This is a genomic window from Shinella sedimenti, assembly GCF_022601905.1.
GTDB classification, from domain to species: Bacteria; Pseudomonadota; Alphaproteobacteria; order Rhizobiales; family Rhizobiaceae; genus Shinella; species Shinella sedimenti.
Window position 1 is genome coordinate 431,360 of the sequence record NZ_JAKVIN010000003.1, and the last position, 21,561, is coordinate 452,920.

Here is a 21,561-nt window from a genome sequence, read left to right on the forward strand (position 1 = left end):
GTATTTTTTTGAAGGTAACGACCATGGCAAGAGCAACTACCTCCGCACCGTCGCAACGCATGCTGCGCGTCGGCGAGCAGGTGCGCGCGGCCCTGACCCAGGTTCTCCAGCGCGGCGAAGTGCGCGATCCACTGCTCGAAAAGACTGTGATCTCTATTTCCGAAGTCCGCATGTCGCCGGACCTGAAACATGCGACGGCCTATGTCACGCCGCTGGGCGTCAAGGATCACGACACGGTCATCGAAGCGCTCAACCGTAATGCGAAGTTCATTCGTGGCCGTCTCGGTCCGCAGCTGCGCCAGATGAAATATATGCCTGACGTCCGCTTCCGCGACGATACGAGCTTCGACAATTACAAGAAGATCGATGAGCTCCTGCGCTCGCCCGAAGTGGCGCGCGACCTTTCCGCCGATAGCGGCGACGACGACAAGTAACCCAGGATAAAAATGTCCAAGCCCCGCAAACCCAAGGGCCGGCCGGTTTCCGGCTGGCTTATTCTCGACAAGCCTTTCGATTTCGGCTCGACCGAAGCCGTCGCGAAGATCAAGTGGCTTCTCAAGGCCCAGAAGGCCGGTCACGCCGGCACGCTAGATCCGCTCGCCTCCGGCATGCTGCCGATCGCGCTTGGCGATGCCACCAAGACCGTTCCCTATGTCATGGATGGCCGCAAGATCTACGAATTCACGGTGACCTGGGGTGAAGAGCGGACGACGGATGACCTCGAAGGCGAGGTGACGCAGAGTTCCGACAAGCGTCCCACAGCCGAAGAGATCAAGGCGATCCTCGGGGAGTACACCGGCACCATCCAGCAGATCCCGCCGCAGTTTTCCGCCATCAAGATTGACGGCGAGCGTGCCTATGACCTCGCGCGTGAAGGCGAGACAGTGGAAATCCCGTCACGCGAGGTGGAAATCCACCGCCTGACGCTGATCGCTTCGGACGAGGATACCGCCCGCTTCGAAGTAGAGTGCGGCAAGGGAACCTATGTCCGTGCGCTCGCCCGCGACTTCGGCCGTCAGCTCGGCTGTTACGGTCATATCTCGGCGCTGCGCCGCACTTTCGTCGCGCCCTTCGGCGAGGACGACATGGTTCCGCTCGCCGATCTGGTCGCACTGGAAAAGATCGAGGACGAGGCCGAACGCCTCGCGGCACTGGATGCGTTCCTGATCGATACGGGCGAGGCGCTCTCCAGCCTGCCGCAGATCGTCATAAACGATGACCAGGCCCATCGCCTGCGCATGGGCAATCCCATCATCCTTCGCGGTCGTGATGCGCCGGTTTCAGCGGACGAGGCCTATGCGACGGCGCGCGGCAAGCTCGTCGCTATCGGAGAGATCGGCGGCGGCGAGTTCCGCCCGAAGCGAGTCTTCCAAGGTTGATGATCGGGGGCGGAACCAACCGCCCCCGACTTGATTTCACCACAAGCAATGGGCTTTATGGGCCTGCAAGGTTCACTCCGGGGCGGGGTGGCGGTTTTTCCGCCGCCATCGCTTCTGAGGGAAGGGTGAAAAGGGCTGGCCGTTGACGATTGCGCCGACTGACAGATCAGTCTCTGCCGGAGACGCGGAGGCAAAACCTGCCGTCGAACGCAGGCGCATGCACTATCCGGTCGTCTTCTATCTCGTGTGCATGATCCTCGTCCTGATCGTGCCTGCCTTCCTGTTTTCCATTGTGGTGCTGAAGCGCACCAACGAAGCGCAGGAGCGGATTTTCGAATCGCTGCTGCGCACCTCCACGAGTGCCGTGAACCGCGCCGTCGAGCGCGAAATCTCCGGCATGTTCTCCACGCTGAACTTCCTGTCCACATCGGAAAGCCTGGTGCAGGGCGACTTTGCCGCGCTGCATGCGCAGGCCACCAAGACGCTCGAAGGCACGGATATCTATTTTCTGGTCATCGATCCGTCGATGAGGCAACTGCTCAATACGCGCGTGCCATATGGCACGGCCCTCGGCACGGCGTCCGACCCGACTTCGGCGGGCCTTGCGCTGCAACGTGGCGAACGCATGGTCTCGGATATCTTCTTCGGCAGGACGGCGCAGCAGTGGGTATTCAACGTCTATCAGCCCATGCAGCTTTCAAACGGCCGGCAGGTGCTCCTGACACTGACGAAGAACGCAGATGCGTTACGCCGTGCAGTCAACCCGGATGTTCTGTCGCCTGGCTGGAATGCCGCGGTAATCGACAGCACGGGCAGGGTGATCGCGTCGACCGACGATAAACAGAAGACCGGCACGGAATTTTTCCTGCGCGTGGTGCCGTCGCTGCGCCTCGGTGTCAGCACGATGCGGCAGGACGGCACGAATTATCAGGTCGTTACCGAGTTCTCGTCGCTGGCGGGATGGCGGATGATCGCCTGGGCGAAGTCCTCCGACGTGCAGGCGCCGGCTGTTTCCTCGTTCCGCTGGCTGGTCATCGGCGGCGTGGTCTTTGCGCTTCTGGCCGCGATCGGCGCCGTCGGTATCGCGCGGGTGCTGTCGCGCGACGTGCGGCTGCTTGCGCATGATGCCCGCAGGCTTGGCCATGGCGAGCGCGTCGCTCCAAGGCCCTATGCGATAACCGAGCTTGAGACGGTCTCGCGCGCGCTCGCCGAGGCGGCGGACGCACGGGTGAAGTCCGAAAACGAGGTGCGTTTCCTCATGCGGGAGGTCGCGCACCGCTCCAAGAACCAGCTTACCGTCATCCAGGCCATGCTGAACCAGTCGGCGGCCGGTGCCGAGAACGCCGCCGATTTCGCCGAAACCTTCCGCAAGCGCGTGGCGGGCCTCGCACGCTCGACCGATCTGATGATCGCCAATGCATCTGACGGCATCAACCTGATGGAGCTTGCGAAAAACCAGTTGAAGCCGTTCACGCCCGACGATGCGTCGCGCGTTCTCATCAAAGGCCCAGCCGTTCTGCTCGATCCGCAGGCCTCGCAGACGCTGGGAATGGCGCTGCACGAGCTTTCCACCAATGCGACGAAATACGGGGCGCTCGCAAACGAGAAGGGTATCGTCTCGCTGAGTTGGGTGGCGAAGGGCGAGGATCTCAATCTCGTGTGGCGCGAAAGCAAGGCGTCGATCGACCGCGAGGCCATCGCCGGCAGCCGAAAGGGCTTCGGCAGCGTTGTGCTGGAACGCATGCTCGGCATGGCGCTCGATGCCAAGCTGGACTTCATCGTGCATGATGACGGCATAGAATGGCGCGTCACCATCCCGCTCCTGCGGCTGCGCGATGAAGAAGCACATAACGCGCGCCACAATTCATGATAGAAGTGGGGCTCCTTCTCATGCTTGGGGCTATGCCATGAGGTTTCTTTTGCGTGCGGCGGCTCTTGCCGGCCTCTTTATCGTCTCGCCGGCGCTTGCCGGAGAGTGCTTGGTCGATGATCCCACGGGCACGCCGCTCAACGTGCGCGCCGAGCCGAACGGTCAGGTTCTCACGACGCTTCAAAACGGCACCGGCGTTGCCGTTCTGGGCGAGCGCAGGCTCGGTACGAAACACTGGTTGCTGGTTTCAGTGCGGGGCCGGCAGCTCGGATGGATCTTTGCAGCCTATGTTGTTTGCCCGGCAACGAGCGATGCGGTGAAGGCTGCGCCCGGCCTGCCGGCGACGCAGCGGTAGAACGGGCCTTCCCTTTCACAAGCGAATGGTTTATAGGCACCGCCAGCAATGTGGGCTCTTGCCCCTTGCCTTCACGGCCATCGCTGGACGACATCCCGGCTTTTGGCGACTTCTGGTTCTCCATTCATGAAAGGACATACGATGTCGATCACTGCTGAGCGCAAGGCTGCGCTGATCAAGGAATACGCAACGGTCGAAGGCGACACCGGTTCGCCGGAAGTCCAGGTTGCGATCCTGACCGAGCGCATCAACAACCTGACGGAACACTTCAAGGGTCACAAGAAGGACAACCACTCCCGTCGTGGCCTTCTGACGATGGTGTCCAGCCGCCGCTCGCTTCTTGACTACCTCAAGAAGAAGGACGAATCCCGTTACAGCAAGCTGATTGCTGCTCTGGGCATTCGCCGCTAAGCAATTTCGGCGGGCGTTCTCACGAGCGCCCGCCGCACTCTTTCGCGGACGAAAATTCCGCCGTACCGTTTCGCCAGTGCCGGTTGAGGCCGCCTCGCGAAATGGAATTATCCAGCAGGCCGGATGGGCCGGACCTGCGGAACCAACCGATGACCTGTCATGGGGCAGGATTGCAGGATGCTTCCCTGAGGAGCAATTCCAGAACGGTCTTCCGTCCGGAATCGCAACAGCAAGAAAAGAAGCCTCCCGTTGTCTTGCCCATGATGCGTCATGAAGCGGATAGACCACCTGCGCCTTTTCGGGCGGCGGTGCGCGTATCCGCCTTACGAAGGACAAGACATGTTCGATACCCATACGGTTGAAATCGAATGGGCGGGCCGTCCGCTCAAGCTGGAAACCGGCAAGATCGCCCGCCAGGCTGACGGTGCGGTTCTTGCCACCTACGGCGAGACCGTCGTTCTCGCCACCGTCGTTTCGGCCAAGGCGCCGAAGCCGGGCCAGGATTTCTTCCCGCTCACCGTCAATTACCAGGAAAAGACTTACGCCGCCGGCAAGATCCCGGGTGGCTACTTCAAGCGCGAAGGCCGTCCTTCGGAAAAGGAAACGCTGGTTTCCCGCCTGATCGACCGTCCGATCCGCCCGCTCTTCCCGGAAGGCTACAAGAACGACACGCAGGTCGTCGTCACCGTCGTCCAGCATGACCTCGAAAACGATCCCGACGTTCTGTCGATGGTTGCCGCTTCCGCAGCGCTCACAATCTCCGGCGTTCCCTTCATGGGCCCGGTCGGTGCAGCGCGCGTCGGCTACATCAACGGCGAATACGTCCTGAACCCGCATCTCGACGAGATGGACGAGTCTGTTCTCGATCTCGTCGTCGCCGGCACGCAGGACGCCGTCCTGATGGTGGAATCCGAAGCCAAGGAACTGAACGAAGACGTCATGCTCGGCGCCGTCATGTTCGGCCACAAGGGCTTCCAGCCGGTCATCGACGCGATCATCAAGCTCGCCGAAGTGGCTGCCAAGGAACCGCGCGACTTCCAGCCGGAAGACTATTCTGAGCTCGAAGCCGAAATGCTCGGCATCGCGGAAACCGAACTGCGCGCCGCCTACAAGATCACGCAGAAGGCTGACCGTTACGCCGCCGTCGACGCCGTCAAGGCCAAGGTGAAGGCACATTTCCTGCCCGAGGGCGTCGAGCCGAAGTACTCCGCCGAAGTCATCGGCTCCGTCTTCAAGCACCTTCAGGCGAAGATCGTTCGCTGGAACATCCTCGACACCAAGAGCCGTATCGACGGCCGCGATCTCGAAACCGTTCGCGCCATCGTCTCGGAAGTCGGCATCCTGCCGCGCACGCACGGCTCGGCTCTCTTCACCCGCGGTGAAACGCAGGCCGTGGTCGTTGCCACGCTCGGCACCGGCGAAGACGAGCAGTATGTCGACAGCCTGACCGGCATGTACAAGGAACGCTTCCTGCTGCATTACAACTTCCCGCCCTACTCGGTCGGTGAAACGGGCCGCATGGGCTCCCCGGGCCGCCGCGAAATCGGCCACGGCAAGCTCGCATGGCGCGCTATCCGCCCGATGCTGCCGACGGCGGAACAGTTCCCCTACACGCTGCGCGTCGTTTCCGAGATCACCGAGTCGAACGGCTCGTCCTCGATGGCCACCGTCTGCGGTACCTCGCTCGCTCTCATGGACGCCGGTGTTCCGCTGGCCAAGCCCGTTGCCGGTATTGCCATGGGCCTGATCCTCGAAGGTGACCGTTTCGCAGTTCTCTCCGACATTCTCGGCGACGAAGACCACCTCGGCGACATGGACTTCAAGGTCGCCGGCACCGCCGACGGCATCACCTCGCTGCAGATGGACATCAAGATCGCCGGTATCACCGAAGAGATCATGAAGGTCGCGCTCAGCCAGGCCCAGGGCGGCCGCAAGCACATCCTCGGCGAAATGGCCAATGCCATCTCCGAAGGTCGCTCGCAGCTCGGCGAATTCGCACCGCGCATCGAAGTCATGAACATCCCGGTCGACAAGATCCGTGAAGTCATCGGCACGGGCGGCAAGGTCATCCGCGAAATCGTCGAAAAGACCGGCGCCAAGATCAACATCGAAGACGACGGCACGATCAAGATCGCATCGTCCTCCGGCAAGGAGATCGAAGCGGCCCGCAAGTGGATCCACTCGATCGTTGCTGAGCCGGAAGTCGGCATGATCTACGAAGGCACGGTCGTCAAGACCGCCGACTTCGGCGCCTTCGTCAACTTCTTTGGCCCGCGCGATGGCCTCGTGCACATCTCGCAGCTCGCTTCCGAGCGTGTCGCCAAGACCTCCGACGTCGTCAAGGAAGGCGACAAGGTCTGGGTCAAGCTGATGGGCTTCGACGAGCGCGGCAAGGTTCGCCTGTCGATGAAGGTCGTCGATCAGGCCACCGGCAAGGAAATCGTTGCCGAGAAGAAGGCCGACGGCGAAGCCGCCGAGTAATCGGACCCTCTACCTTTTGGAAGGGGCGCGGAGCGGCATGTTCCGCGCCCTTTCTTTTGAACGTCTGAAACCCCACCCTGTGAGCCGACCATGACCCGCGATGCCCTGAAGACCCTGTTCCATCCCTTTGCCTCCGGCACGCTTGGCATGCCCGGCGAGGGCGAACGCTACCTCTTCCTCGGCGCGGAAGCCGGCCAGCGCCCGCCGGAAGGCTTCTCCGCGACGCTGGACGCCGTGCAGCCGCTGCGCTCGCTCTATCGCGGCCTTGAGGCCGTGCGTCAGCCGGTGAAGGCGATCATCGATGGTGAGGATTTCGACGGCGCGCTCATCCTCATGAACAAGCACAAGGATGAAAACGAGAACCGCATTGCAGAAGCCCTTCGGCGCGTTCGCACGGGCGGCCTGATCGTGGTGGCGGGCAGCAAGGAAGACGGCGTGCAGTCCATGCGCAAGCGTCTCGACCAGCTCGGCCTGACCGGCGATTCCATGCCGAAGTACCATGGCCTCGCCATCTGGTTTGCCCGTCCGGAAGATCCGGCGGAGGCCATCGCCAAGCTGGCGGCCAAGCCGGTGCGCGTCGACGGCCGCTTCACTGCGGCTCCCGGCATGTTTTCGCATGACCGCATCGACGACGGTTCCGAGCTGCTCGCCAGCCGCATTCCCGAAGACTTCAACGGCCATGCCGCCGATTTCGGCGCCGGCTGGGGTTACCTCTCCGTCATGCTCGCCGATCGCGCGCCGCAGGCGAAGGGCGTCGACCTTTTCGAGGCGCATTACGAGGCGCTGGAAGCGGCCAAGGAGAACATGGCGGAGAACTGCCCGAACGTTCCTGCGCGCTTCTACTGGTTCGACCTGACGGCCGAAACGCCGCGCGATCACTATGACCTCATCGTCATGAACCCGCCCTTCCACGAAGGTCATGCCGCAGACCACTCGCTTGGTGCTGGCATGATCCGAATGGCTGCGAAGTCCTTGAAGATCGGCGGCCGCCTGCTGATGGTCGCCAATCGCGGCCTGCCCTACGAGCCGGTGCTCAAGGAAGCCTTCAAGGAAAGCGGCGAAGTGTGCCGCAACGCCCGCTTCAAGGTCCTCTTCGGCCGACGCTGAGATCCAGGGGTTGACCGGCGTCACCTTCCGCTGGCGCTGATTGCCGCAGCCGATTGCCATTTTCCTGAAACGGGTCCACCATGATGGAACCGCACCCGTTCAGGAGACCCGCAATGGCTTTTGGACCTACAAGACCGCCGATGATGGAAGATGTAGCGGAAGTCATCGCCAAGGACGTGAAGCAGGGGGAGGGGCATACGCCGCCTTCCGAATCGCCGCTCGCTTTCTTGAGGCGAGGGGCAGATGGCAAGCCGATCGAAATGAACAGCCGCGTGCGCATGATGCTGCTTGGCATCCTGGTCGCGATGATCCTTCTCGTAAGTGCCCTCTTAGTGCTCTGATCGATCAAAGAGAAACGGCGCGAAGTGTGAAGCTTCGCGCCGTTTCCGTTACTCGCTGTCGGCCTTGGCCAGTCGCTCCAGCGTTGGCATGGAGGTGATATTGTAGCCGGAATCCACATAGTGGATTTCGCCGGTCACGCCGCTCGATAGGTCAGAGAGAAGGTAAAGCGCCGAATTGCCGACATCCTCGATGGTGACGGTGCGGCGCAAGGGAGCGTTCTTCTGCTGCCAGGAGAGCATGGCGCGCGCGTCCGAGATACCGGCACCCGCCAGGGTACGGATCGGGCCGGCCGAGATCGCGTTGACGCGAATACCCTGCGGACCATAGTCGCCGGCGAGATAGCGCACGGAGGCCTCAAGCGCCGCCTTTGCAACGCCCATGACGTTGTAGTTCGGCATGACGCGGGTGGAGCCGCCATAGGTCAGCGTCAGCATCGAGCCGCCGTCCGTCATGAGGCCGGCCGCACGCTTGGCGATTTCGGTGAAGGAGAAGCAGGAGATCACCATCGTGCGCGAGAAGTTTTCGCGCGTGGTGTTCGCATAGAGGCCCTTTAGCTCGTTCTTGTCGGAAAAGCCGATGGCGTGCACCACGAAGTCGAGCTTGCCCCACTTTTCCTTGATGGCCTCGATCGTGGAGTCGACCGATGCGATGTCCTCGACATCGCAGGGAATGACGAAATCAGAGCCCAGCTCGGCGGCCAGTGGCTTCACGCGCTTGCCGAGCGCCTCACCCTGATATGTGAAGGCGAGTTCCGCGCCTTGTTGGGCGAGCTTCTGTGCGATGCCCCATGCGATGGAGTGATTGTTCGCGACCCCCATGATGAGGCCGCGCTTGCCGTTCATGATCCCCGTCATGCCTGTCATCCGTTGTGGCGCTGGAAGACCAGCGTGGCGTTCGTGCCGCCGAAACCGAAGGAATTGGAAAGAACCGTATCGATCTTCGCATTGTCGATGCGCTTGCGCACGATCGGAACGCCGTCGAATTCAGGATCGAGCTCGGTGATATGCGCGCTTTCGCCGATGAAGCCGGCCTGCATCATAAGGAGGCCGTAGATCGATTCCTGCACGCCGGCGGCGCCGAGCGAGTGGCCGGTCAGCGACTTGGTCGACTGGATATGCGGAATCTTGTCGCCGAAGACTTCACGGATCGCGCCGATCTCCTTGGAATCGCCAACGGGCGTCGAGGTGCCGTGCGTATTGATATAGTCGACATCCCCCTTCACGGTGGCGAGTGCCTGGCGCATGCAGCGCACAGCACCTTCACCCGATGGGGCGACCATGTCGTAGCCGTCGGACGTGGCGCCGTAGCCGGTGATCTCGGCATAGATCTTCGCGCCGCGCGCCTTGGCATGTTCCAGTTCCTCGAGAACCAGAACGCCAGCACCGCCGGCGATGACGAAGCCGTCACGGGTCGCGTCATAGGCGCGCGATGCCGTGGCAGGCGTGTCGTTGTACTTGGAAGACATGGCGCCCATTGCGTCGAACAGGTTCGACATGGTCCAGTCGAGATCTTCGTGGCCGCCGGCGAACATGAGGTCCTGCTTGCCCCACTGGATCATCTCGGCGGCATTGCCGATGCAATGCGCTGAGGTCGAGCAGGCCGACGAGATCGAGTAGTTGACGCCATGGATCTTGAACCAGGTGGCGAGCGTGGCGGATGCCGTGGACGACATAGCCTTCGGCACGGCAAAGGGGCCGATGCGCTTGGGCGAGTTGTTCTTGAGCGTGATCTCAGCGGCTTCGATCAGCGTGCGGGTGGACGGACCACCCGAACCCATGATGATGCCGGCGCGCGGATTGGCGGCATAGTCGGCCTCTTCCAGGCCGGCATCGGCAATCGCCTGCTTCATGGCGACATGGTTCCACGCGCCGCCCTGGGACAGGAAGCGGGCGGCACGGCGATCGACGAGCTCCGTGGTGTCGATATCCGGCGAACCCCAGACCTGGCACTTGAAGCCATGGTCGGCGAAATCCTGCGAGAAGCTGATGCCCGAACGCGCGTCGCGCAGCGATGCCGTCACCTCATCAGCATTGTTCCCGATCGAGGATACAATCCCCAAGCCCGTGACAACTACCCGTCTCATTTTCCTGACCTTTTCTAGAACGTCTCATGGTGAGGGCGAATGCCGCCCTCAGGCTGCCGGTGGCTGGCGCCGCCCTTAAGCTTCCTTGTCCTTCGACAGGCCGACACGAAGATCGCTTGCCTGATAGATGGTTTCGCCATCGGCCTTCAGCCAGCCGTCCGCCGTGCCGAGCACGAGGCGGCCGCGCATCACGCGCTTGAAGTCGATGCCGTATTCGAGAAGCTTCGTGTCGGGACGAACCATGCCCTTGAACTTCACTTCGCCGGTTGACAGTGCCATGCCGCGGCCGGGCTCGCCGAGCCAGCCGAGGAAAAAGCCGGTCAGCTGCCACATGCCGTCGAGGCCAAGGCAGCCCGGCATGATCGGGTTGCCCTGGAAGTGACAAGGGAAGTACCAGTCGTCCGGCTTCACATCGTACTCGGCGCGGATATAGCCCTTGTCGAAAGCGCCGCCGGTTTCGGAAATATCGGTGATGCGGTGGACCATCAGCATAGGCGGCAGAGGAAGCTGCGCGTTGCCGGGGCCGAAAAGCTCGCCGCGGCCGCAGGCCAGAATTTCCTCGTAGTTATAGCTGGATTGCCTGGTCGTCATCGAATGTCTCATCCCCGGTCTTGAGCGACGCTTGGTTCGCATAGATTTGGTGGAGGCAGGGTGCGGATTGAAGTGCACCGAATCTCCTCGTCTTCTCGCCGCGCCCTGTCTGGGCGAGACGTTCTTTCCGCTGTCCGCATACATGATGCTCGCCATGACAGCCAGTGCAAAGTACAGAACGGCGGGTGGGAGCCCGGTTTTTCCGCATGTTGCGCGCTTTGAAGCGGACGCAATCCTATTGAATACCGCTCCAGCAAAAGTTATATCGAAAGTTCAGGATTAGAGTTCAAGGCCAGACAAGCGGATACGTCGATCATGACGCATGCACATGAGATGCCCATCGAAGAGCGCCTGCGCCATTGCGGCCTGCGCCCGACGCGCCAGCGTGTGGCCCTTGCCGACCTGCTTTTCGCCAAGGGCGACCGCCACCTGACGGTGGAGGAACTGCACGAGGAAGCCGTCACCGCCGGCGTTCCGGTCTCGCTGGCCACCGTCTACAACACGCTGCACCAGTTCACCGAAGCGGGCATGATCCGCGTGCTGGCGGTGGAAAGCTCGAAGACCTATTTCGATACCAATGTCTCCGATCACCATCACTTTTTCGTTGAAGGTGAAAACCACGTCCTCGATATTCCCATAAGCAATATCGAGATCGGCAACCTGCCCGAGCCGCCGGAAGGCATGGAAATCGCGCATGTCGACGTGATTATCCGCCTGCGTCCGCGAAAGGGCTGAAATTTTTACATCACATCATCGGGATGGCGGCCGGGGCGGGCCTTGTAGACCGGGAACCGCCAGCCGAACTTCAGTGCGCCGCCGCGCACGATGAAGGCCGCGCCGATGCCGATGGCCGATGCCAGCCAGAGCGGCGCGCCCGCGACCGTCGCCACCGTGAAGCCCGCTGCACCGATGAGGGCCGCGGTGACGTAGATTTCCGGGCGCAGCAGCACGGAAGGCTCTCCTGCCAGGAGGTCGCGGATGATCCCGCCGAAGCTTGCCGTCAGCACCCCGGTGGCGATCGCCACCGTAGGCGAACCGGTTGCCGCGAAACCCTTGGCCGCCCCCATCACGCAATAGGCCGACACGCCCATCGCATCCAGCCACAGCAGGAGGCGGTACCGGGACTCGATGCGGTGCGCGAGCACGAAGACGATGAGCGCGACCGAGACGCAGACGATCAGATAGGTCGGGTTCACCACCCAGAAGACGGGCGTGGCCCCGAGAATGACATCGCGGAACGTGCCGCCGCCGATGCCCGTGGCGGCGGCGAGAAACAGGAAGCCGATGATGTCGAGCTGCTTGCGCGAGGCCGAAAGCGCGCCGGTCGCGGCAAAGACGGCAACCCCTGTGTAGTCAAGCAGTTCCAGGATCGACACGGTGTTCCCCTCATATGCGGGCCAAGCCTCGCGACAGCCTTGCCGCAGTAGAGTGCGCCGGCAGAATCACGCCGCGCGCCGTCAGCGGCCCATAATGACCGAATCGCGTGCCATGGAAAGGTTTGAGAGATGGCTATCCGCATGAGTTTTCTGGCGCTCCTCTCCGCCGCCCTCGTTTCGATGGCGATGCCGGCTGGCGCCGCCAACATCGTTCCGGATGCGCTATCGACGGTGCAGTCGGAGGTCGCCAAGCGCTGCAAGACGGCGGTCTACGGTGAGGATTTCGCCGACTATATCGACTTCAACAATGACCGTCTGGTGGATGCGATCTTCAATCTCGGCGCGGTCAATTGCGATGGCGTGCCGGGCGGCCTGTGCGGCAATGTCGGTTGCCCGCACCACTTCTACATTCGTGTTTCCGAGGGCGGTTTCTTCCTCGCCGCGGTCGCCGATCTCTACGGCTATGACATGAAGAAGCGCTTCGGGAACATGGTGCTGGAGCTGAAGGCCAACGCCGCCAGTTGCGGCCGCGATGACAGCGAGTATTGCACGATGACGATCCGCGTTCGCAACGCCCGGTTCGAGACGATCTCCAAGAAGTAGATTATTCCGGCAGGAAGGCGCTCGTGCGGCCAGCCAGGGAATAGAAGGCCAGGCCGATCCATTCGCGAACAGCCATTGTCATCAGCTGGCTGTTGACCGAGGGCTGGGTGAGGTCGAGGCCGAGACTGGCCTTGCCCGTCGTGCGGAAGTCGGTCGGCCACGGCAGCATGTCGAGGCCGCGCTTGCGGAAGAGCCCGATCGAGCGCGGCATGTGGAAGGCCGAGGTCACGAGAAGGCAGCGTTCCAGTCCGTTTTCCGCAAGCAGCGCCTGCGTGTAGTCCGCATTCTCGAATGTATCGCGTGATCCGCCCTCGCGGATGAGCCGCGTTTCGGGAATGCCGAAGGCTGCGAGAAAGCGGCTGCCGATGACCGCGTCGCCTTCAAAATCACCACTTAGCGAGCCGTCGCCGCCGGAAATCAGGATGCGCGCCTGTGGAAACTCCCGCGCAAGCCGCAGCGTTTCCACGAAGCGATCCCCGGCCTGGTTCATCTCGTAACCGCCGCGCGCAGTCGTGACGTCAGCCTCGAAGCCGCCGCCGAGCGTGATGATGCAGGCCGGTCCGCCCTCGGGCAGCGCCGCGCGCGGGATACGGTCCTCCAGCGTCTGCAGCAGCACCGCGCCCGTCGTCGTGAACAGGGTAAGGAACAGGATGAGCGCGGCCAGTATGCTCGAAAGCATCCTGATGCGGTTCCACTTCAGCAATCCGGCGAGCAGGCCGGCGACGATGAGAAAAAAGGCCAGTGAAAGTGGTTGGGCGACGAGCCAGAAGATCTTCGAAATGTAGAAGGTCACGCGTCGCTTACCCCGCTGTTGGTATCATGCCGGTGCGGCGGCGGGTGCCGCCTTGCCCCGTCGCAGATAAAGGATGCCTGCCGCCAGCGCAATGCCGGCGGCCAGAACCGCGATGGCGATGAGCGGGCGATAGGTGATCCAGGCGATGGCAATGACAGTCGGGCCGATCAGAAGTGTGAAGATCAGCGCGATCGCGGTCGTACCGAAGCGGACGAGCGAGCCGATGAACGGCACGAGATCGGCGATGACCCCGAGGATCGACAGAATGAAGACGAAGCCGATGAACAGACCGATGAGCCCGCCGGCGCGCACCAGCCATGTGATGACGGTGTTCTCGCTCTGGGCTGCGTCGAACATGGCCGGCGCATCCACGAGACCGGCTTCGCTCAGGAAAAGCGCCCGGCCGTTCGAGGCTGTATAGGGAACAAGACCTGCGCCGCGTTGCGCGCCGACGAAGCTTGCGCTGTCGATGTCAGAACGCGTGAAGGAAATGCGGATGTCGCCGATCTCGGGGTTCTGCGGATTGTAGGAAAAGATCGCCTGGCCGCCGACAACGGAGGCCGGCTTGCCGAGTGCTGCTTTCTCGCCCAGGCGGTTTGCTTCCGATCCGGTCAGCGGGATCGGCCGCTCGTCGCCCAGCCGCGCGACGGCCCGGCCATCGACGCTGAAGGTCCCGATCGTTGCCGATGGGACAAAGAAGCTTGCATCGTCGATCGGCTTTTGCGGATTTTCGTGCCCCGATTGGCGGAAGCTGCTGGAATTGACTGCGTCGCGTTTCCATTCCTTGCTGTAGGAATAGGTAGTTACGGTTTCCTCTCCGCCGCCGAGTTGCTTGCGGGTCTCCGACCGCGATGTCTCGACCCACTGGTACATCTCGACGACGCGTCCGAGCCCGGCCGCACCGTCCGCCGCAATGCCGAGCACATTATCCTCGGGGATGCCGATAGGCTTCACAGGCCCCGACACATGCACGAGCCTGCCGTCATTGGCTGGATCGACGCGACCGTTATCGACGGAGACGACAAGCCCGGCCCCTTCCACGAGCGCCCTGTAGGTCTTCACCGAGCGCCCTTCGTTCCAGAAGAGCAGCCAGATGCAGGCGACAAGCAGGATCAGGCCGATCACGATCCTGACCAGCGCCCCCTTCAGTCTGGAGAACCAGGACGTGGTCGTCGTTTCCGTGAAGCTCATGGTGTTCCCCAGCAAGACTGATCTACGTCATGGGACGTACATACCGATCTGCTTATTCTTGCCGGCAGTATCGCGCAAGCGGCCGTGGGTGCGCGGAACAACCTGCTCGCCGGTCCGTTCTCGCGTTACGAAACCAAGGGAGAAGACCAATGGAAGACACGAGAGAAGACCGCATCCGCAAGCGCGCCTACGAACTATGGCAACAGGCGGGCGCGCCGGAAGGCAAGCCCGATGATCACTGGTATCAGGCCGAGCACGAAATCGATCAGGGCAATGGCGAGATCGGGGGAGACGACGAGCCCAACCTCGCAGCCCTCCGCGAAGCCGCCCGCCAGCACTCCGACACCTTCCTGGTCAAAACCGATCTGGAAGACGCAGATCAGCGCGAAGCCACACCCGGCATGCGCGAGCAGCCGTAAAGAAAAATGACAGAGATTGGTGCTGTGGAAGGTTTGGTGGAGCTAAGCGGGATCGAACCGCTGACCTCTTGCATGCCATGCAAGCGCTCTCCCAGCTGAGCTATAGCCCCATAACGGGTCCGGCGAGGCCGGTTTCCGGGAACCGAAGCGGCGTTGCCGTTCGGTGTGCGGCTTATTACTTGCCGTGCTGGAGGATGGCAAGCCGAAAAATGATATCCGGCCGATTTTTTTGAAATCGGCCGGAAATCAGAGTGTTACGCTTCGTCTTCGTCGCCGGTGACGCCGATGAGGTCGCTCATGTCGTCGTTGTCGTCGTCTTCGTCCTGTTCCAGGAACGTGTCGTCGTCGTCGCCGTCGATTTCAACGTCGTCATCGCCGAGATCCGGAATGTCGTCGCCGCCGGATGCATCTTCATCGGCATCCTCGAGCGAAACCAGTTCGACTTCCGTGTTCTCGGTATCGACTTCGTTGACGTCTTCTTCCTCATCCTTCTCCATCACGGCGGCCGCGGAGGTTTCCTCGAAGAAGGAAAGCGGATAGGACTTGCCCGTATAAGGCGACACGATCGGATCGCGGTTCAGGTCGTAGAACTTCTTGCCCGTTTCCGGGTCGATGCGTTTGGTTCCGAGTTCCGGTTTTGCCACTGTCAAAGCCTCTCAGGTGCCGATTGTCTCAGGCGGGGCCGGGTGGACCGGCGCGTTAAAGGGAAAATGATTAGCCGGTCCCCTTAATCGTCTTGCGCTATCCTGTCAAAGCGAAACTGATGGTGCATCGAAGCCTGCGTTCGTAGCGAATGTTTTTCGGCGGGATGATGACGCTTTAAATCGTTTGTGATAGCAAGCGCGCGATCTCCCCGGAGTGCCTGGCGGAGAGCCGACCATATAAGGAAGACGCCCATGTCGCACGGCGCCCATGCACGGCCCGCAACCGCCCGCAAATCCTCCGGCCTTTCCGGCACCGTCCGCATTCCCGGCGACAAATCGATTTCCCACCGTTCCTTCATGTTCGGCGGCCTGGCGAGCGGCGAAACGCGCATCACCGGCCTCCTGGAAGGCGAAGACGTCATCAATACCGGCAAGGCGATGCAGGCCATGGGCGCCAGGATCCGCAAGGACGGCGATACCTGGATCATCAATGGCGTCGGCAACGGCGCGCTGCTTGCGCCGGAAGCGCCGCTCGATTTCGGCAATGCCGGCACCGGCTGCCGCCTGACCATGGGCCTTGTCGGCGTCTACGACTTCGATTCGACCTTCATCGGCGATGCCTCGCTCACCAAGCGCCCGATGGGCCGCGTGCTCAACCCGCTGCGCGAGATGGGCGTGCAGGTCACGTCCGCCGAGGGTGATCGCCTGCCGGTCACGCTGCGCGGTCCCAAGACCCCGACGCCGATCACCTACCGTGTGCCGATGGCGTCCGCCCAGGTGAAGTCCGCCGTGCTGCTCGCCGGCCTCAACACGCCCGGAATCACCACGGTCATCGAGCCGATCATGACCCGCGACCACACCGAGAAGATGCTGCAGGGCTTCGGCGCTAACCTGACGGTCGAGACGGATGCGGACGGCGTACGTACGATCCGGCTTGAGGGCCGCGGCAAGCTCACCGGCCAGATCATCGACGTTCCCGGCGACCCGTCCTCCACGGCCTTCCCGCTGGTGGCGGCGCTGCTCGTTCCGGGCTCCGACATCACCATTCTTAATGTGCTGATGAACCCCACCCGCACCGGCCTCATCCTGACCCTTCAGGAAATGGGCGCCGATATCGAGGTCCTGAACCCGCGCCTTGCCGGCGGTGAGGATGTGGCGGACCTGCGCGTCCGCGCATCCCGCCTCAAGGGCGTCACGGTGCCGGAAGACCGCGCGCCTTCGATGATCGACGAGTACCCGGTGCTGGCCGTTGCGGCATCCTTCGCGGAAGGCACGACGGTCATGAACGGTCTTGACGAGTTGCGCGTCAAGGAAAGCGACCGCCTGTCGGCCGTTGCCGAGGGCCTGAAGCTGAATGGCGTGGATTGCGACGAAGGCGAAGCCTCGCTCGTCGTGCGCGGCCGGCCGGATGGCAAGGGTCTTGGCAATGCTGCGGGTGCCGCCGTCGCAACGCATCTCGATCACCGCATCGCCATGAGCTTCCTTGTCATGGGCCTGGTCTCCGAGCACCCCGTTACGGTCGACGACGCGACGATGATCGCGACCAGCTTCCCCGAGTTCATGGATCTCATGGCCGGGCTTGGCGCGAAGATCGAGCTTTCCGACATCAAGGCTGCCTGATGACATTCACCATCGCCATCGACGGTCCTGCCGCCGCGGGCAAGGGAACGCTCTCGCGGCGTATCGCGGAGGTCTATGGCTTTCATCATCTCGACACGGGCCTGACCTATCGCGCGACGGCGAAGGCGCTGCTCGATCGCGGCCTGCCGCTCGATGACGAGGCGGTCGCGGCGGATGTCGCCCGCAGCCTCGATCTCGCGGGGCTCGACCGCTCGGTCCTCTCCGCCCACGCCATCGGCGAGGCGGCCTCGAAGATTGCGGTCATGCCCTCGGTGCGCCGGGCGCTGGTGGAGGCGCAGCGAGGTTTTGCGGCGCGCGAGCCCGGCACGGTGCTCGATGGCCGTGACATCGGTACGGTCGTCTGCCCTGATGCGCCGGTGAAGCTCTATGTGACGGCATCCGCCGAGGTGCGCGCCAGGCGCCGTTACGACGAGATCGTGGCGGGCGGCGGGGCGGCCGATTACGGGACGATCCTCGAAGATATCCGCCGTCGCGACGAGCGCGACATGGGCCGCGCGGACAGCCCGCTCAAGCCCGCTGACGATGCGCACTTGCTCGATACCTCGGAAATGAGTATAGAGGCGGCGTTTTCTGCGGCAAAGTTGATCATCGACGCTGCCCTTAAAGACTAGAACGAAGCCTGTCCCCGCGCCGGATTTGCTGCCGAAGGGTAGCGGATAGCGCCTCGTTCATCACCAACACCAACCCCCGGCGCCCGTGCCTCGCAGGCACATCAGGAGTTTCAATGTCTCAAGCAAACCCCACGCGCGAAGATTTCGCAGCCCTTCTGCAGGAATCCTTTGCGTCCAACGATCTCGCCGAAGGCTATGTTGCCAAGGGTATCGTTACCGCGATCGAGAAGGACGTTGCCATCATCGACGTCGGCCTCAAGGTTGAAGGTCGCGTTCCGCTGAAGGAATTCGGTGCCAAGTCCAAGGACGGCACGCTGAAGGTCGGCGACGAAGTCGAAGTCTATGTCGAGCGCATCGAAAACGCGCTTGGTGAAGCTGTTCTGTCGCGCGAAAAGGCTCGCCGCGAAGAGAGCTGGGCCAAGCTCGAAGTCAAGTTCGAAGCCGGCGAGCGCGTCGAAGGCGTCATCTTCAACCAGGTCAAGGGTGGCTTTACCGTCGATCTCGATGGCGCCGTTGCCTTCCTGCCGCGTTCGCAGGTCGACATCCGTCCGATCCGCGACGTCACGCCGCTCATGCACAACCCGCAGCCCTTCGAAATCCTCAAGATGGACAAGCGTCGCGGCAACATCGTCGTTTCGCGCCGCACGGTTCTCGAAGAGTCCCGCGCCGAGCAGCGTTCTGAAATCGTTCAGAACCTCGAAGAAGGCCAGGTTGTTGACGGCGTCGTCAAGAACATCACCGATTACGGTGCGTTCGTTGACCTCGGCGGCATCGACGGCCTGCTGCACGTCACAGACATGGCCTGGCGCCGCGTCAACCATCCGTCGGAAATCCTGTCCATCGGCCAGCAGGTCAAGGTTCAGATCATCCGCATCAACCAGGAAACCCACCGCATCTCGCTCGGCATGAAGCAGCTCGAGTCGGATCCGTGGGATGGCATCGGCACGAAGTACCCGACCGGCAAGAAGATTTCCGGTACGGTCACGAACATCACCGACTACGGTGCGTTCGTCGAGCTGGAGCCGGGCATCGAAGGCCTGATCCACATCTCCGAAATGTCCTGGACGAAGAAGAACGTTCACCCCGGCAAGATCCTGTCCACGAGCCAGGAAGTCGATGTGGTCGTTCTCGAAGTCGACCCGACGAAGCGCCGCATCTCGCTCGGTCTCAAGCAGACCCTCGAGAACCCGTGGCAGGCCTTCGCGCACAGCCATCCGGCTGGCACGGAAGTCGAAGGCGAAGTCAAGAACAAGACCGAATTCGGTCTGTTCATCGGCCTCGAAGGCGACGTGGACGGCATGGTGCACCTCTCCGACCTCGACTGGAACCGTCCGGGCGAGCAGGTCATCGAGGAGTACAACAAGGGCGACGTCGTCAAGGCAGTCGTTCTGGATGTTGACGTCGACAAGGAGCGTATCTCGCTCGGCATCAAGCAGCTCGGCAAGGACTCGGTCGGCGACGCCGCTGCTTCCGGCGACCTGCGCAAGAATGCCGTCGTCTCGGCTGAAGTCATCGCGATCAACGACGGTGGCATCGAAGTGAAGCTCGTCAACCACGAAGACCTCACGTCGTTCATCCGCCGCGCTGACCTTTCGCGTGACCGTGACGAACAGCGTCCTGAGCGTTTCTCGGTCGGCCAGACCGTCGACGCCCGCGTCCTGAGCTTCTCGAAGAAGGATCGCAAGGTCCAGCTTTCGATCAAGGCTCTGGAAATCGCTGAAGAGAAGGAAGCCGTTGCACAGTTCGGCTCGTCCGACTCGGGCGCTTCGCTCGGCGACATTCTCGGCGCGGCTCTGAAGAACCGCAACAACGCCGAGTAAGCCTCGCTTGCTTTTGAAATGAAGAGCCCGCGGAGAGCAATCTCCGCGGGCTTTTTCTTAGGCCTCCGGTCAGGTCCAGTATTCACCCAGCTTCTGGTAGAACACGAGGCCGGGTTCGATGACGCCCACCATGTCCGCGGTCTTTTCGCGGCGCCGCGCCATGTCGGGGCTTTCCGGTTCATCGTCGCCGGTTTCGCCTTCCGCGTCAGCCATCGGCTCCTGTCCGGAATGGTCTTCGCCCTCCGTGCCGTTCTCTTCTGCTGCCTCTTCCTCTTCCTGTTCGGGCTCGCGCTCGTCACGCCATTCGGTCTCGTCCTCGGCGGGAAGATAGGGAACGAAGGCGACGGGCACGCCCTCGCGCAGCGGCAATGCGGTCAGCAGTCTCTCAGGTGTCGCCTCGGCAATTGCCGCCTGCGCGGCCTCCCGGCTTTGCGGCAGCGGAAGCGGCTTGCCGTCATCGTCGGCCGACTGCGGTAGGGAAGCCGGTTGCTGTGCCGTCTCGGTCCCCGGCTTGCCGGTCTTTACCGCGCCCTCGGCCGCTTCTTCCGGCAAATCTGCGGTGGCAAGCGCCGCGCGCTGTTCCGCGGCCGTATCGAGCGGCCGATCGAGCAATGCCCGCAGGAAGTTCGCCTCCTCCGGGGAAAGGGTTTCCATGAGCTGCGTCACCGCCTGCATCAGAAGCGCTGATGGTATGTCGCGTGCAACGGCTTGCAGCACGCTGCGAGCAAGAACCTGCCCGACGGCGAGCTGTGCCCGTCCGGCCGGATCTCCCCGTCGGGTGGCGGGTGCCGTCGTCTCGACTTCCTCGGCATCGCCCATATGGCGAGGGGCTGCCTCGATGGCGTCGACAGGCTGTCCGGTCGCGGCGCGACCGGCGGAGACGGGCGGGCGGTTTTCGGCTTTCGGCACGCTGCCGGGATCGGCAGGCAGGCGGGTCGCTGCCGTCGTCGGCTGGCGGCCCGTGTCGGCATCGCCTGTCTGGCTGGAGACGGCGCGGGGCTTGCCGGTGTCGAGGTCGAACACGCGCTTCAGCGCCGCCTGGAGGGCGCGCACATCGCCGGCCGTAGGATCTGCGAGCTGCGGCGTGCCCTGCCGCGCAACGGCCGCCAGCTGCTGGGCGGTAAGGCCCATCGGGCGCGGCTGCCTGTCGTTGGCCGGCGTGGAAAGGGCTGCCGTATTCACGTTTGCGGCGATGATCGTGGCGAGCTTCTGGGCATCGGGGCCGTTCGGATTGCGCACGATCTCCATCAGAGTGCGTGTCGGCATGGAGGACAGCACGGTGTTGATCAGCTTCTCGACGGCAGGCCGCAGTTCCCGTGGCAGCTTGGCGAGGAGATCGGCGAGCTTTCGGCCGTTCTCACCTTCGCGCCCCGGCGCCGTCTTCAATGCGGCGAGCAGCGTCTCGAGCAGGTCGCGCCCGGCATTCGGATCCGCGGCGGGCGGCATGTGCTTCAGCATGGTCTCGATGAGGCGCAGCAGCACGTCAGCGCGAAGATTGGCAAGAGTGGCAGCGCTTGGCTGCGGGCGGGCGACGGCATCGGACGACACGCCCGCCTGAAGGGCGGGAGAGGACTGGGCCGTGCCGGTCATCGGTGCCACGCGCGGTAGCATGCCTGTCTCCTTTCGCCGATGCTCTGCGCATCGCAGCATCTTGTCGTGAATGTTCCATCGTTCGTCGGATGGCGCATCATGCGCGACGCTGCAAGGTGATGAGCTTCGACCCGGCGAACCGGGTATTCATGCGGGAGGCGACGGGTAGACCGGCAATGCACTGAACCGCTGACTGGGCCGGACGGGAAACCCCGGTACTCCGAACAACCTGTGATTCTTACATTTGACAGTTC

22 protein-coding genes and 1 tRNA gene are annotated in these 21,561 nt (G+C 62.7%); 14 read left to right on the top strand and 9 right to left on the bottom strand.

What is annotated here, in order from left to right; genetic code table 11:
• Positions 1-23: 23 nt before the first annotated feature.
• The 8 genes from rbfA to MKI86_RS09510 all read left to right on the top strand — a co-directional run bounded on the left by rbfA (position 24) and on the right by MKI86_RS09510 (position 7,944).
• Positions 24-434, top strand: coding sequence for a 30S ribosome-binding factor RbfA (gene rbfA, locus MKI86_RS09475; RefSeq protein ID WP_241600289.1), 411 nt, complete (start codon positions 24-26; stop codon positions 432-434).
• Between the two features lie 12 nt (positions 435-446).
• On the top strand, positions 447-1,379 hold the full coding sequence (truB, locus tag MKI86_RS09480) for a tRNA pseudouridine(55) synthase TruB (RefSeq protein WP_241600291.1): 933 nt from the start codon (positions 447-449) through the stop codon (positions 1,377-1,379).
• 217 nt (positions 1,380-1,596) lie between these two features.
• A complete protein-coding gene (locus MKI86_RS09485; RefSeq protein ID WP_241600294.1) occupies positions 1,597-3,249 on the top strand; it encodes a sensor histidine kinase in 1,653 nt (550 codons plus the stop codon).
• Between the two features lie 37 nt (positions 3,250-3,286).
• Positions 3,287-3,604, top strand: a complete 318-nt coding sequence (locus tag MKI86_RS09490) for an SH3 domain-containing protein (protein ID WP_241600296.1) — start codon at positions 3,287-3,289, stop codon at positions 3,602-3,604.
• A gap of 141 nt (positions 3,605-3,745) precedes the next feature.
• Positions 3,746-4,015 (top strand): 30S ribosomal protein S15, encoded by a 270-nt coding sequence (rpsO, locus tag MKI86_RS09495; RefSeq protein ID WP_134649621.1) that lies wholly within the window; start codon positions 3,746-3,748, stop codon positions 4,013-4,015.
• A 339-nt stretch (positions 4,016-4,354) separates the two neighbouring features.
• The gene (pnp, locus tag MKI86_RS09500) at positions 4,355-6,496 is read left to right on the top strand and encodes a polyribonucleotide nucleotidyltransferase (protein ID WP_241600298.1); all 2,142 of its coding nucleotides are present in this window, start codon (positions 4,355-4,357) and stop codon (positions 6,494-6,496) included.
• Between the two features lie 90 nt (positions 6,497-6,586).
• Positions 6,587-7,603, top strand: a complete 1,017-nt coding sequence (locus tag MKI86_RS09505) for a class I SAM-dependent methyltransferase (protein ID WP_241600299.1) — start codon at positions 6,587-6,589, stop codon at positions 7,601-7,603.
• Between the two features lie 113 nt (positions 7,604-7,716).
• Positions 7,717-7,944, top strand: a complete 228-nt coding sequence (locus MKI86_RS09510; protein WP_241600301.1) for a hypothetical protein — start codon at positions 7,717-7,719, stop codon at positions 7,942-7,944.
• A 48-nt stretch (positions 7,945-7,992) separates the two neighbouring features.
• Here the strand turns inward: MKI86_RS09510 and fabI are convergent, their stop codons facing one another.
• The 3 genes from fabI to fabA form a co-directional block, all read right to left on the bottom strand.
• Complete coding sequence (gene fabI, locus MKI86_RS09515) at positions 7,993-8,799, bottom strand: enoyl-ACP reductase FabI (RefSeq protein WP_241600303.1); 807 nt, start codon at positions 8,797-8,799, stop codon at positions 7,993-7,995.
• A gap of 5 nt (positions 8,800-8,804) precedes the next feature.
• Positions 8,805-10,028, bottom strand: a complete 1,224-nt coding sequence (fabB, locus tag MKI86_RS09520; protein ID WP_241600305.1) for a beta-ketoacyl-ACP synthase I — start codon at positions 10,026-10,028, stop codon at positions 8,805-8,807.
• 75 nt (positions 10,029-10,103) lie between these two features.
• The gene (fabA, locus tag MKI86_RS09525) at positions 10,104-10,619 is read right to left on the bottom strand and encodes a 3-hydroxyacyl-[acyl-carrier-protein] dehydratase FabA (protein WP_203317511.1); all 516 of its coding nucleotides are present in this window, start codon (positions 10,617-10,619) and stop codon (positions 10,104-10,106) included.
• 315 nt (positions 10,620-10,934) lie between these two features.
• Between fabA and irrA the strand changes: the two genes are divergently transcribed.
• The gene (gene irrA, locus MKI86_RS09530) at positions 10,935-11,354 is read left to right on the top strand and encodes an iron response transcriptional regulator IrrA (protein WP_241600307.1); all 420 of its coding nucleotides are present in this window, start codon (positions 10,935-10,937) and stop codon (positions 11,352-11,354) included.
• Between the two features lie 5 nt (positions 11,355-11,359).
• Here the strand turns inward: irrA and MKI86_RS09535 are convergent, their stop codons facing one another.
• Complete coding sequence (locus tag MKI86_RS09535; protein WP_241600309.1) at positions 11,360-11,995, bottom strand: trimeric intracellular cation channel family protein; 636 nt, start codon at positions 11,993-11,995, stop codon at positions 11,360-11,362.
• A gap of 129 nt (positions 11,996-12,124) precedes the next feature.
• On the opposite strand from MKI86_RS09535, the gene MKI86_RS09540 reads away from it, so the two are divergent.
• Positions 12,125-12,598, top strand: coding sequence for a hypothetical protein (locus MKI86_RS09540; protein ID WP_241600311.1), 474 nt, complete (start codon positions 12,125-12,127; stop codon positions 12,596-12,598).
• A 1-nt stretch (position 12,599) separates the two neighbouring features.
• Here MKI86_RS09540 and MKI86_RS09545 read toward each other — a convergent pair whose 3' ends face one another.
• Positions 12,600-13,391, bottom strand: a complete 792-nt coding sequence (locus MKI86_RS09545; protein ID WP_241600313.1) for a YdcF family protein — start codon at positions 13,389-13,391, stop codon at positions 12,600-12,602.
• 24 nt (positions 13,392-13,415) lie between these two features.
• On the bottom strand, positions 13,416-14,582 hold the full coding sequence (locus MKI86_RS09550) for a TMEM43 family protein (protein ID WP_241600315.1): 1,167 nt from the start codon (positions 14,580-14,582) through the stop codon (positions 13,416-13,418).
• A 149-nt stretch (positions 14,583-14,731) separates the two neighbouring features.
• Here MKI86_RS09550 and MKI86_RS09555 point away from each other — a divergent pair, with 149 nt between their 5' ends.
• Complete coding sequence (locus MKI86_RS09555) at positions 14,732-15,001, top strand: DUF2934 domain-containing protein (protein ID WP_370879935.1); 270 nt, start codon at positions 14,732-14,734, stop codon at positions 14,999-15,001.
• A 34-nt stretch (positions 15,002-15,035) separates the two neighbouring features.
• On the opposite strand, the gene MKI86_RS09560 is transcribed toward MKI86_RS09555, so the two are convergent.
• Both MKI86_RS09560 and MKI86_RS09565 read right to left on the bottom strand, forming a co-directional pair.
• Positions 15,036-15,111: transfer RNA gene (locus tag MKI86_RS09560), tRNA-Ala, on the bottom strand.
• Between the two features lie 144 nt (positions 15,112-15,255).
• Positions 15,256-15,645 (bottom strand): TIGR02300 family protein, encoded by a 390-nt coding sequence (locus MKI86_RS09565; protein WP_134649645.1) that lies wholly within the window; start codon positions 15,643-15,645, stop codon positions 15,256-15,258.
• Between the two features lie 252 nt (positions 15,646-15,897).
• On the opposite strand from MKI86_RS09565, the gene aroA reads away from it, so the two are divergent.
• The 3 genes from aroA to rpsA all read left to right on the top strand — a co-directional run bounded on the left by aroA (position 15,898) and on the right by rpsA (position 19,717).
• Positions 15,898-17,265 (top strand): 3-phosphoshikimate 1-carboxyvinyltransferase, encoded by a 1,368-nt coding sequence (aroA, locus tag MKI86_RS09570; protein WP_241600318.1) that lies wholly within the window; start codon positions 15,898-15,900, stop codon positions 17,263-17,265.
• Entirely contained in the window at positions 17,265-17,897 is a 633-nt protein-coding gene (cmk, locus tag MKI86_RS09575) for a (d)CMP kinase (RefSeq protein ID WP_241600319.1), read from the top strand. The genes aroA and cmk overlap by 1 nt, the downstream gene beginning before the upstream one ends.
• A gap of 113 nt (positions 17,898-18,010) precedes the next feature.
• On the top strand, positions 18,011-19,717 hold the full coding sequence (gene rpsA, locus MKI86_RS09580) for a 30S ribosomal protein S1 (RefSeq protein WP_241600322.1): 1,707 nt from the start codon (positions 18,011-18,013) through the stop codon (positions 19,715-19,717).
• Between the two features lie 69 nt (positions 19,718-19,786).
• Here the strand turns inward: rpsA and MKI86_RS09585 are convergent, their stop codons facing one another.
• Positions 19,787-21,328, bottom strand: coding sequence for a hypothetical protein (locus MKI86_RS09585; protein ID WP_241600324.1), 1,542 nt, complete (start codon positions 21,326-21,328; stop codon positions 19,787-19,789).
• Between the last annotated feature and the right edge of the window lie 233 nt (positions 21,329-21,561).

Bases quoted from the DNA above. Each gene is read 5' to 3' on its own strand.
- fabA (WP_203317511.1), bottom strand. From the start codon at position 10,619: ATGACGACCAGGCAATCCAGCTATAACTACGAGGAAATTCTGGCCTGC.
- cmk (WP_241600319.1), top strand. From the start codon at position 17,265: ATGACATTCACCATCGCCATCGACGGTCCTGCCGCCGCGGGCAAGGGA.
- fabI (WP_241600303.1), bottom strand. From the start codon at position 8,799: ATGACGGGGATCATGAACGGCAAGCGCGGCCTCATCATGGGGGTCGCG.
- MKI86_RS09505 (WP_241600299.1), top strand. From the start codon at position 6,587: ATGACCCGCGATGCCCTGAAGACCCTGTTCCATCCCTTTGCCTCCGGC.
- truB (WP_241600291.1), top strand. From the start codon at position 447: ATGTCCAAGCCCCGCAAACCCAAGGGCCGGCCGGTTTCCGGCTGGCTT.
- MKI86_RS09550 (WP_241600315.1), bottom strand. From the start codon at position 14,582: ATGAGCTTCACGGAAACGACGACCACGTCCTGGTTCTCCAGACTGAAG.
- rpsO (WP_134649621.1), top strand. From the start codon at position 3,746: ATGTCGATCACTGCTGAGCGCAAGGCTGCGCTGATCAAGGAATACGCA.
- aroA (WP_241600318.1), top strand. From the start codon at position 15,898: ATGTCGCACGGCGCCCATGCACGGCCCGCAACCGCCCGCAAATCCTCC.
- MKI86_RS09510 (WP_241600301.1), top strand. From the start codon at position 7,717: ATGGCTTTTGGACCTACAAGACCGCCGATGATGGAAGATGTAGCGGAA.
- MKI86_RS09490 (WP_241600296.1), top strand. From the start codon at position 3,287: ATGAGGTTTCTTTTGCGTGCGGCGGCTCTTGCCGGCCTCTTTATCGTC.
- MKI86_RS09555 (WP_370879935.1), top strand. From the start codon at position 14,732: ATGGAAGACACGAGAGAAGACCGCATCCGCAAGCGCGCCTACGAACTA.
- MKI86_RS09485 (WP_241600294.1), top strand. From the start codon at position 1,597: ATGCACTATCCGGTCGTCTTCTATCTCGTGTGCATGATCCTCGTCCTG.
- pnp (WP_241600298.1), top strand. From the start codon at position 4,355: ATGTTCGATACCCATACGGTTGAAATCGAATGGGCGGGCCGTCCGCTC.
- MKI86_RS09585 (WP_241600324.1), bottom strand. From the start codon at position 21,328: ATGCTACCGCGCGTGGCACCGATGACCGGCACGGCCCAGTCCTCTCCC.
- rbfA (WP_241600289.1), top strand. From the start codon at position 24: ATGGCAAGAGCAACTACCTCCGCACCGTCGCAACGCATGCTGCGCGTC.
- fabB (WP_241600305.1), bottom strand. From the start codon at position 10,028: ATGAGACGGGTAGTTGTCACGGGCTTGGGGATTGTATCCTCGATCGGG.
- MKI86_RS09540 (WP_241600311.1), top strand. From the start codon at position 12,125: ATGGCTATCCGCATGAGTTTTCTGGCGCTCCTCTCCGCCGCCCTCGTT.
- rpsA (WP_241600322.1), top strand. From the start codon at position 18,011: ATGTCTCAAGCAAACCCCACGCGCGAAGATTTCGCAGCCCTTCTGCAG.
- irrA (WP_241600307.1), top strand. From the start codon at position 10,935: ATGACGCATGCACATGAGATGCCCATCGAAGAGCGCCTGCGCCATTGC.